This is a genomic window from Lactobacillus kalixensis DSM 16043 (assembly GCF_001434335.1).
Lineage (GTDB): Bacteria > Bacillota > Bacilli > Lactobacillales > Lactobacillaceae > Lactobacillus > Lactobacillus kalixensis.
The window spans coordinates 1-10308 of record NZ_AZFM01000046.1 but is presented as its reverse complement, the minus strand read 5'-3'; the positions used below and the strand labels follow the sequence as shown (position 1 = coordinate 10308).

Below are 10308 nucleotides of genomic sequence, written 5' to 3'. Positions count from 1 at the left end.
GTAGAGCAAAGGATTGAAGCTCCTTGTGTCGGCGGTCCGATTCCGTCCCGCGCCATTGTCTGGAGGGCTAGCGAAGTGGCTAAACGCGGCGGTCTGTAAAACCGCTCTCTCTGAGTTCGGTGGTTCGAATCCACTGCCCTCCATTAATAGGGATATCGTATAATGGTAGTACATCGGTCTCCAAAACCGCTGATGTGGGTTCAATTCCTACTATCCCTGTTTACTCTTCATGGCGGAATTGGTGAAGGGGTTAACACACCGGTTTGTGGATCCGGCATACATGGGTTCGAATCCCATATTCCGCCCTAACATTGGGATATAGCCAAGTGGTAAGGCATTAGACTTTGACTCTAACATGCACTGGTTCGAATCCAGTTATCCCAATTTGTTAAACAAAATATGCTAATGGCGGTGTAGCCAAGTGGTAAGGCAGAGGTCTGCAAAACCTTAATCGTCGGTTCGAATCCGATCCCCGCCTTATAGTTAACTTGGTTAGCTGTTTAAAAAAATATTATGGCGGTGTGGCGGAATTGGCAGACGCGTCAGACTCAAAATCTGGTGTCCTTTTTGGACGTATCGGTTCGACCCCGATCACCGCTATTGTGTTAAACGATCTAGATATTTCTAGATCGTTTTTTTATTTTTTAAAGTATTGTCTAGATTTTTAATATAAATTGCCAAGCCTGGGCAGAATCTCTATAATACCAATATATGGAGGTATTTAGATATGAATATTGGTCTTTTCACTGATACTTATTATCCGCAGATAAGTGGTGTAGCAACTTCAATCAAAACATTAAAAGATGCACTTGAAAAACAGGGACATAATGTCTTTATTTTCACTACGACGGATCCACATATTAAAAGAGGAACAGTGGAACCTAATATTTTTCGTTTTAGTAGTATTCCGTTTGTTTCGTTCACAGATCGTAGAATTGCATTTAGAGGGCTTTTTGAAGCAACTAAGGTAGCTAAAGAAGTTAAGCTTGATATTGTGCATACCCAAACAGAATTTGCATTAGGGACTATTGGTAAATATGTTGCTCATCAATTGGAAATTCCTGCAATCCATACTTATCACACAATGTATGAAGATTATTTACATTATGTTTTAAATGGACACTTACTTCGACCATACCATGTTAAACAATTTACCAAAGGTTATTTAAAGAGTATGGATGGTGTGATCGCTCCAAGTAAACGTGTAGAGGCGTTATTGACTCGCTACGGAGTGAAAATCCCTATTAGGGTAATTCCTACTGGTGTGGATATTGAGGCTATGAATGGAGATATTCAACGCGACGTTCGTAAGGAGTTAGGTATTGATAAGAACGCACCAGTAATTTTAACTTTAAGTAGAATTGCTGCAGAAAAGAAAATAGATCATATTATAAATATCATGCCTGATTTAATTGAACAGTTTCCGGATATCAAATTAGTAATTGCTGGTGATGGACCAGATGTTGATATGCTTAAAGAACAAGTTGAACGACTTACTCTTGAAGATTATGTGATTTTTGCTGGAAATATCGAACATGGAGATGTTGGTAATTACTATAGAATGGCAGATTTGTTTGTTTCTGCTAGCGATACTGAAACGCAAGGATTAACTTATATTGAAGCTTTGGCTGCTGGCACTAGATGTGTAGTTTATGATACAGATTATACTGAGCACGTCTTTAATAGTAGCGATTTTGGAAAAGTATTTATAACTCAAAATGAAATGCTTCAAGAAATTATTGATTATTTAAAGCAAGATAGAATTGCAATTCCTGCAGAAAAATTGGAAAACAAGATAAATGAAATTTCTGCCGCTCATTTTGCTACAGAAGTACATAGTTTTTATGAGTATGTAATTAAAAATTATCAACAAAAGCAAGAAGAGGAAATAAATGATTAGAATTAATATGTTCTCACAAGCTGATTCTGTTAAGGGTCAAGGCGTGGGGTCAGCTTATAATGAATTAATTAATTTAATGCGCAAAGATTTAGTTGATGAATTTTATGTGACTATTAATAAATACGGCGCAAGCGATTTAACACATTATCATACAATTAATCCAACATATTACGTTAATAGTTTTTCACCAGCGCGTGGACGTAAAATTGGATATGTACATTTTTTGCCAGATACTTTGGAAGGCTCTATTAAACTTCCTGGTTTTGCAAAAAAATTTTTCTATAACTATGTACTTGATTTTTATAAACGAATGGATCAAATTGTTGTAGTTAATCCTATTTTTATTGATAAGTTGGTTAATTATGGCATTGATAAAGATAAAATTAGATATATTCCTAACTTTGTTTCAAAATCTGAATTTTATCCAGAGCCTCTTACTAAAAAGAATGCTTTCCGAAATGAATTAGGTATTCCTTTAGATAAGTTTGTCGTCTTTGGTGATGGGCAAGTTCAGGCAAGAAAGGGCGTGGATGATTTTGCCAAGATGGCAGAAGCTAATCCAGATGTCCAATTTATTTGGGCAGGTGGATTTTCTTTTGGCAAAATTACTGACGGTTATGATCACTTCAAAAAAATTGTAGATAATCCACCTAAAAATTTAACTTTTACTGGAATTATTGATCGTGAAAAGCTAGTTGATTATTTAAATATTGCTGATTTATTCTTACTTCCTTCACATGATGAATTGTTCCCAATGTCAGTTTTGGAAGCATTTAGCTGTGGGACGCCAGTTTTACTTAGAGATCTTGATCTTTATAAGGCGATTATTGATGGCTACTACATGAAGGGACAAGACTTTGAAGAGATGAATGCGCAACTTCAAAAGGTTTTAGATGATAAAAGCCTGTTGAAGAAGTATCAAGCACTTTCTGAAAAGGCAAGTCAAGAATATTCTGAAGAGCACTTAGCTCAGATTTGGAATGAATTCTACCATGAGCAATATCAGATAGGTAAAGAGTTAGGACAAATTCGCTAAATGAATAAAAAACACTTATGGGGTATTTTGATTGTTTTGGCAATCAGTTCCTTTGTACTTTATACAGATTTAAAATCTACACCATTTAATGAAATTATTGATGCTGCAAAAGAAATGAACTGGTTAGCCTTTAGCGCAATCTTTTTGTTGATGTTATTTTCCTTTGTTTGTGAAGCTGGGATTCTTGCTACATTGGCGAAACGAAAAGATGAGCCTAAACATAGCAAATGGTCATTTTTTAGAATTCCAATTATTCAATCCTTATTTAATGCTATAACGCCAATGTCAACTGGAGGTCAGCCTTCAATGCTGGCTGCAATGGTGCAAATGGGAATTGAAGGGGGAAGAGCAACTTCAATTCTTTTGATGAAATTTATCATTTATCAAATTGTTGTCTTTTTTGCTTATATTTTTACGATAGTTTTCGGTTTTCACATGGTAGCAACGAAGTTTGCTGGACTTGCTTTGTTTATTGTGATCGGCTTACTGATCCACGTTTGTTCAACACTATTTTTGTTAGCAATCATGTTCGCTTATAATTGGACGAAAAAAGCAACTAACTGGTTGATGAATTTACTTGCCAAGTTTATTAAGAAAGAAACAGTTGAAAAATGGCGCAGTGCAACAATGGAAAAAATTGAGACTTTCTACGCAGAAAGTCAGAAACTTAAAAAAGAAAAAAAGAAGCTAATAGTCGCAAGTTTATTAACACTTCTTCAACTACTATGCTTTTATTCAGTTCCATTTATGGTTTTGCAAGCTTTGAATGTGCATGCTTCTTGGCTTGCAGTTACACAAATGAACATCATGATTATTATGTTTATGGCAATTATTCCTATTCCTGGAGCATCAGGTGGAGCGGAATATAGTTTTCAAACTTTGTTTTCAACCTTTGTTTCTTCACATGGTGCACTTATCCTTGGAATGTTCTTATGGCGTTTTGCAACATACTTCTTCGGAATGATTTTAGGAATTTTTGGTTGGATTTTTAAACCTAAAAAAATCAAAGAACCACAGAATGATTAATTTTTTATCAAGAAGATTCTTGTATCGATGTTCAAGTAGTATGATTGGATAGCGTATAGGGGGAAAGAAATGTCACGTATCAAATCATTTTGGCAGTGGCTTACTCATGAAAAAATAGGGTTCTTTACTATTGTATTAGTATTATTTTGGTTAAAGACTTATTTTATTTATCTAACCAAATTTAACTTAGGTGCAGTAGGACCAATGCAACAATTCCTATTGTTACTGAATCCTATTCCTTCAGGGATGCTGCTTCTTGGAATTGGGCTGTTCTTTAAAGGCCGAAAATCATATTGGATTACGATAATTATCGACTTTTTGCTAAGTTTGTGGTTATTTTCTAATATTCTGTATTACCGCGAATTTTCAAATTTCTTATCTTTTTCTATCATCAAAACGTCAGGTTCTACTTCAGATAATTTAGGCAAAAGTATTGCTGGAATTACTTTAGGAAGCGACTTTTTGGCTTTTATTGATGTAGCGATTGTTATTATCTTGCTTTTGACAAAAGTAATTAGAATTGATATTCGTCCATTGAAGATTAGGGTTAATTTACTAATTGAAGCTTTAGCACTCAGTTTAATGGGCTTAAATTTAATGATGGCTCAACATGATCGCTCAGGCTTGTTGACACGAACTTTTGATAACAATTATATTGTTAAATATTTAGGTATTAATGAATACGCCGTTTATGACGGATTTAAAACAGCTCAGGCAAGTGCACAGATGGCAAAGGCTAATGTTGATGATCTTCGATCAGTCAGACGGTATTTAAAAGCAAATTATGTTAAACCTAATCCAGCTTATACAGGAGTAGCAAAGGGTAAAAATGTGTTGGTTATTCATCTTGAGAGTTTCCAGCAATTTTTAATCGATTACAAGTGGAAAGGTAAAGAAGTTACTCCAAACTTAAATAAGATTTATCATGCTAAAGATACAATCAGTTTTGATAATTTCTTCAATCAAGTTGGTCAAGGTAAAACTTCTGATGCCGAGATGATGTTAGAAAATTCGATTTATGGCTTGCAATCAGGTTCTGCCATGTCTAGCTATGGGACTTCAAACACATTTGAAAGTGCACCAGCAATTTTGCATCAAAGAGACGGTTACACTACTGCAGTAATGCACGGCGGAGAGGGATCGTTCTGGAATCGTAATAATGCATATAAGTCTTTTGGTTATCAATATTTCATGCCTTTGTCATACTATGATAATAAGCCTGGTTACTACATTGGATACGGTATTAAAGATAAGCTCTTCTTTGATCAATCAATTAAATATATTGAGCGTTTGCCACAACCATTTTATTTGAAAATGATTACGGTTTCTAATCACTATCCATATGAACTTGATAAGAAAAATCAAACAATCCCTAAAACAAATACTGGGGATGAAACCGTCGATGGCTACGTTCAAACTGCTCATTATCTTGACCAAGCTATTGGTGAGTTAATGCGCTGGATGAAGAAGACCGGTCTTGATAAGAATACCCTAGTAATGTTTTATGGTGACCACTATGGTATTTCTGGTAATCACCATAAGGCGTCAGCTCAACTTCTTAAAAAAGATTCATTCAATGATTTCGATAATTTAAACTTCCAAAGAGTTCCTTTGATGTTTCATATGAAAGGTTTAAAGGGAAAAATTGACCATACTTATGGTGGTGAAATCGATGTTTTACCAACATTGCTGAACCTGTTAGGCATTAGTGATAAAAATACGATTCAATTTGGACATGATTTATTAAGTAAAGATGCTCCACAGCTTGTGGTACAACGTAATGGCGACTTTATTACACCAGAATATGCAAAAGTTACAGGTGATTATTATTACACTAAGACTGGGGAAGAAATTAAACATCCTGATAAGAAGTTAAAAGAGAAATTAACGTCGTTATCTAACCGGGTAACAACTCAATTATCATTATCAGATCGTGTAATTAATGGCGACTTGTTACGTTTTTATAAGCCGTCGTGGTTTAAGAAGGTTAAGGTAAAGGATTACAACTATAATAAAGAAGAAAGTTTAAAGAAGTTATTTTCAGACAACAATAAAACTTCGCTATGGTATAAGAATCATAAGAAGTCAACACAGTCCAAATTTAAGACTGATGCACCTGAATTGAAAAATAAATCTGCAAAGAAGTAGATTTTGTGATAAAATTGATCAGTAACGTATCCGAGTATTGGAGGCAGCGCATTGTATAATATATTTATGACGCTCATCATCATTGTTTCTATCTTAATAATCATTGCAACATTGATGCAGCCACAAAAGCAACAAGATGCATTGAACGCTCTTTCAGGCGGTGCAGTTTTTAGTGGCCAAACCAAGAAACGTGGTTTTGAAGCATTTATGGAAAAAGTTACCGCAGTCTTATTGGTTTTATTTTTCGTATTAGCTATTGTTTTAGCTTATATGTCTTCAAAATAAAGTTTGTACCTCCCGATCTTAGTCGTTGGGAGGCTTTTTTTTAATAAAATTTAGAAACGGAGTTTAACTAGATGGCACAAAACGAAAAAATCTTGGCCGGCGTTTTAGAAATTTTTCGCCATAATCCGCAAAAACAATTTCGTGTAGATCAAATTGAAAGAATGGCCAGACGTGATCGTTTAGGCAACTTTACAGAATTAATTAAAGCTTTATCTTATTTAGAACATGAGAAAAAAATTATTACAGATGGTAAAGGACAATATCAATTAGCTCAGGAAAATACCGTTGTTGAAGGGGTATTTAGAGCAAATGATAAGGGCTTTGGCTTTGTACGTCTTGATGATGAAGATGCAGATGATGTATTTATTCAAAAAGACTATACCAACTATGCAGTCGATGGTGATCGAGTAAGAGTGAAGATCACTGCAGGTGGCAATCCATGGAATGGTAAAGGACCTGAAGGTCAAGTAACCGAAATTATCGAACGAGGACTTGAAAGTTTAGTTGGTGAATTTCATCCATTAACCGATGAACAAGTTAAACTTAGCCATTTTATCGGTTATGTTTTAAGCAATAATAAGAAATTACATAACTACCGGGTTTATGTCAGTGAAAATGGTCTTATTCCTCAAATGGGTGATATGGTTAAGGTATCAATCAAGGATTACCCAGACAAAAATAATCCTGATTCAATGACCGGTGCCATTATTGATGTAATTGGTAACAAGAATGATCCAGGCGTTGATATTATGTCAATTGTTGCTGCTCATGATGTTCGGACTGAATGGCCTGAAGATGCTATGAAACAAGCAAATGCTATCCCTGATCATGTTACTGAAGAAGATAAAAAAGGCAGAATAGATATCACTGATCAACCAGCTGTCACTATTGATGGGGATGATTCCAAAGACTTTGACGATGCCGTTGTTTTATGGAAATTACCTAATGGAAACTACCATTTAGGGGTACATATTGCCGATGTATCTCACTATGTAACTGAAAATACACCTTTAAATGAAGAAGCATTTAAGCGTGGTAACAGTACTTACTTGGTTGACCGCGTAATTCCAATGTTACCTTTTAGATTATCAAATGGTATTTGTTCATTGAACGAAGGAGTAGAACGTTTAGTTTTATCATGTGATATGGAAATTACCCCTGAAGGTGAACGGGTAAACTACAAAATCTATCCTTCAGTTATGCGTTCGCATGGTCGAATGACTTATAACAAGGTTAACAAGACTCTTGCTGGTGAAATGGATGGCCTTGAAGATAAGTATGTTAAATTACGCCCAATGCTTGAAGAAATGGCCGATTTGCATAATATTTTGTACAAAAAACGCCATAAACGTGGAGCGATCGACTTTGAAGAACCAGAAGCAAAAATTGTTGTTGATGAAAAGGGCAAACCAGTTGACATCGTTTTGCATGAACGTGGTACGGCCGAAAAGATGATTGAATCATTCATGTTAATGGCTAATGAAACGGTGGCGGAAGATTACTTTAGAAAGCATGTGCCATTCTTATACCGTGTTCACGAAACTCCAGATGCTGAAAGAATTAAGAACTTCTTTGAGTTTTGTAGTGCGTTTGGTTTAAATATTAAGGCGGATCCTAATAACGTTAAGCCTATTGATTTGCAAAAAGTAGTTTCTAAAACAGAAGGAACGCCTGAAGAAGCGGTAGTTCAAATGATGATGCTTCGTAGTTTAAAGCAAGCTCATTATTCTGAAGAAGATTTAGGACACTTTGGTTTAGCAGCTCAATATTACACTCACTTCACATCACCAATTCGTCGTTATTCAGACTTAATGGTTCATAGAATGATTCACGAATACGCCGATCAAGGAATGGGTGATGATGTACAAAAGCATTTTGCAAGTTATTTACCAGATGTTGCAGAACAAACTTCTACTCAAGAAAGAGTATCAATTGATACTGAACGTGAAGTAAATGATTTGAAGATGACCGAATATATGGCTGACCAAGTTGGTCAACACTTTGAAGCAGTTGTTTCTTCAGTTACTAGTTTCGGGATGTTCATTCAACTTCCTAATACCGTTGAAGGTTTAGTTCATATTTCTAATTTAGATGATGATTTCTATAGTTTTGATGAAAAGACTTTAACTTTAACTGGTCGCGGAACACACAAGCAATATAAGATTGGGATGCCGATTAAGGTAACGCTTATTAATGCTAATGTTGAACAACACCAACTTGACTTTGAAGTCTATGATCCCAATGCTCCCAAGCATAAACACAATGATCGAGGGATGAATAATAAGCGTCGTGGCAATCGCGGTTTCCGTAATGATCATGGTCGTCGTAATGGCAACTTCCGTGAAAATAGGAACAGAAATCAACGCCGTGGTAATTCACGTAGATCAAAATAGACATTAGGGTGATTTTTGATGAAAGAAAATACTGAAAATCTGTTAGCACAAAATAGAAAAGCACGTCATGATTATTTCATCAAGGAAACTGTTGAAGCCGGGATTGCTTTGACTGGTACAGAAATTAAATCAGTTCGTGCACGTAGAATCACTCTGAAAGATGGGTATGTTCAGATTATCAATGGTTCTGCATTCTTAGAGAATGTGCATATTAACGAATATAAGCAGGGAAATCGCTATAATCATGATCCGCTCAGACGTCGGCGCCTTTTGCTCCATAAGAGCGAAATACGGCGTTTAGCAAAGGCACAAGAAGAAAGAGGGATTACTATCATTCCCCTTAAAATGTATCTTAAACACGGCTTTGCTAAGGTGCTTATTGGAGTAGCACAAGGTAAAAAGCAATATGATAAAAGAGAGACGATCAAGAAGCGAGATCAAGATCGCGAATTACGTCGTAAATACAAAATTTAAAAAGTGTAGGAAGTTTTTCTACACTTTTTTATTTTAAAAAAATATCTAAAAAGTCAAGTGTATCAAGGGGTTAAGGGTGCTCAGAGAAAAATATTCAGAAAATTTTTCAAAAAACTATTGTAAAGTTTTAAATATCTTGATATATTCTATCCAACTTGATAACACTAAATGCATTTCTTAATAACACTAAAAAGGGATGTAATTGGTAACACTAATGTAGGATGTACTTAATAGCACATTTAGGAGGATGTACATGGTAAAAACTTGCTCATTGTTAGATCTTAGAGAAAGTTTGAATGCTAGTGGAGGTAAAAAATTTAAAGTTACGACATTTTGCAAAATTATAGAAATGGATCGTAGCGTTTTTTACTCAGTCTACAAGAACGGTAGCCGTGATTTATTTGTTTCAGTAATTGAAATTGAAATAAATAAGCACTTTATGAAGGCTCAAAACAATAGTAAGGTCGATAGTGGACATATTATGGATTCGATTATTCTTCAAATTAGGAATAATTGGAAAATATATCGATGGATGTATGAGTCTCTTAACTATGAAGGTTTGGCTTACGTTCGTGAAAATCTCATTGACTGTATTTTCCGTAATTTTCAGGATTACGCTTTTAATCGAAAGGGTATTTCTAAAAATAGGTTGAAGCCAATAGTAAATTGTATTTACAGTCAATTATTTGATTGGACAATAAATGGTTGTGAAGTTGCAACAGTAGAAATTCATGCAGCTTTAAAGCAATTTGTCCCAATGCTTGAAGGTCATCGTTGTGATGCGGACCTTATGTGGTAAAAGGGCAAGATTCAGTAAGAATCTTGCCTTTTTTCGTTTTTTTCAAAAAAATATAAAAAATTTTTTGAAATTTCTTTGGATAAAGTTCGAGTATCGCGAACATCTTAAGTATCCTAATTTAAGATACTTAAGATACTTGAAGTAAATTATGATTAAAGAGCTAAATAATGGCACTAAAGATGACAAATAACGAACGAAAAGAAGGATTTGACGAAAAGAGAAAGAGTGTGTAATATATTTAACTGTC

8 protein-coding genes and 6 tRNA genes are annotated in these 10308 nt (G+C 34.9%); all 14 read left to right on the top strand.

Annotation, left to right across the window (positions count from 1 at the left end; translation table 11 throughout):
* Window positions 1-61: 61 nt before the first annotated feature.
* The 14 genes from FC46_RS09120 (at window position 62) to FC46_RS09055 (ending at window position 10061) form a co-directional block, all read left to right on the top strand.
* Window positions 62-143 (top strand) — tRNA-Tyr (locus FC46_RS09120).
* A gap of 5 nt (window positions 144-148) precedes the next feature.
* Window positions 149-219 (top strand) — tRNA-Trp (locus tag FC46_RS09115).
* Between the two features lie 13 nt (window positions 220-232).
* Window positions 233-305 (top strand) — tRNA-His (locus FC46_RS09110).
* Between the two features lie 7 nt (window positions 306-312).
* Window positions 313-384 (top strand) — tRNA-Gln (locus FC46_RS09105).
* A 23-nt stretch (window positions 385-407) separates the two neighbouring features.
* Window positions 408-478: transfer RNA gene (locus tag FC46_RS09100), tRNA-Cys, on the top strand.
* Window positions 479-515: 37 nt separating this feature from the next.
* Window positions 516-600 (top strand) — tRNA-Leu (locus tag FC46_RS09095).
* A gap of 127 nt (window positions 601-727) precedes the next feature.
* Window positions 728-1900 (top strand): glycosyltransferase family 4 protein, encoded by a 1173-nt coding sequence (locus FC46_RS09090; RefSeq protein WP_057799998.1) that lies wholly within the window; start codon window positions 728-730, stop codon window positions 1898-1900.
* Window positions 1893-2936: a glycosyltransferase family 4 protein gene (locus tag FC46_RS09085; protein ID WP_057799995.1), complete on the top strand. Its 1044-nt coding sequence runs from the start codon at window positions 1893-1895 to the stop codon at window positions 2934-2936. Before FC46_RS09090 ends, FC46_RS09085 begins: the two co-directional genes overlap by 8 nt.
* Window positions 2937-3962 (top strand): lysylphosphatidylglycerol synthase transmembrane domain-containing protein, encoded by a 1026-nt coding sequence (locus FC46_RS09080; RefSeq protein ID WP_057799993.1) that lies wholly within the window; start codon window positions 2937-2939, stop codon window positions 3960-3962.
* Between the two features lie 69 nt (window positions 3963-4031).
* Window positions 4032-6110 (top strand): LTA synthase family protein, encoded by a 2079-nt coding sequence (locus tag FC46_RS09075; RefSeq protein ID WP_057799991.1) that lies wholly within the window; start codon window positions 4032-4034, stop codon window positions 6108-6110.
* 51 nt (window positions 6111-6161) lie between these two features.
* Entirely contained in the window at window positions 6162-6395 is a 234-nt protein-coding gene (gene secG / locus FC46_RS09070; protein ID WP_057799989.1) for a preprotein translocase subunit SecG, read from the top strand.
* Between the two features lie 71 nt (window positions 6396-6466).
* Window positions 6467-8788 carry a ribonuclease R gene (gene rnr, locus FC46_RS09065; protein ID WP_057799987.1) on the top strand — a complete coding sequence of 774 codons (2322 nt, stop codon included), beginning with the start codon at window positions 6467-6469 and terminating at the stop codon, window positions 8786-8788.
* 18 nt (window positions 8789-8806) lie between these two features.
* Window positions 8807-9262, top strand: coding sequence for an SsrA-binding protein SmpB (gene smpB, locus FC46_RS09060; protein ID WP_057799985.1), 456 nt, complete (start codon window positions 8807-8809; stop codon window positions 9260-9262).
* Between the two features lie 253 nt (window positions 9263-9515).
* Window positions 9516-10061: a hypothetical protein gene (locus FC46_RS09055; protein ID WP_057799983.1), complete on the top strand. Its 546-nt coding sequence runs from the start codon at window positions 9516-9518 to the stop codon at window positions 10059-10061.
* The last annotated feature ends 247 nt before the right edge of the window (window positions 10062-10308 follow it).

Excerpts from the sequence above, each read along its gene's own strand:
- FC46_RS09090 (WP_057799998.1), top strand. The coding sequence starts at position 728 with ATGAATATTGGTCTTTTCACTGATACTTATTATCCGCAGATAAGTGGT.
- FC46_RS09085 (WP_057799995.1), top strand. The coding sequence starts at position 1,893 with ATGATTAGAATTAATATGTTCTCACAAGCTGATTCTGTTAAGGGTCAA.
- FC46_RS09080 (WP_057799993.1), top strand. The coding sequence starts at position 2,937 with ATGAATAAAAAACACTTATGGGGTATTTTGATTGTTTTGGCAATCAGT.
- FC46_RS09075 (WP_057799991.1), top strand. The coding sequence starts at position 4,032 with ATGTCACGTATCAAATCATTTTGGCAGTGGCTTACTCATGAAAAAATA.
- rnr (WP_057799987.1), top strand. The coding sequence starts at position 6,467 with ATGGCACAAAACGAAAAAATCTTGGCCGGCGTTTTAGAAATTTTTCGC.
- smpB (WP_057799985.1), top strand. The coding sequence starts at position 8,807 with ATGAAAGAAAATACTGAAAATCTGTTAGCACAAAATAGAAAAGCACGT.
- FC46_RS09055 (WP_057799983.1), top strand. The coding sequence starts at position 9,516 with ATGGTAAAAACTTGCTCATTGTTAGATCTTAGAGAAAGTTTGAATGCT.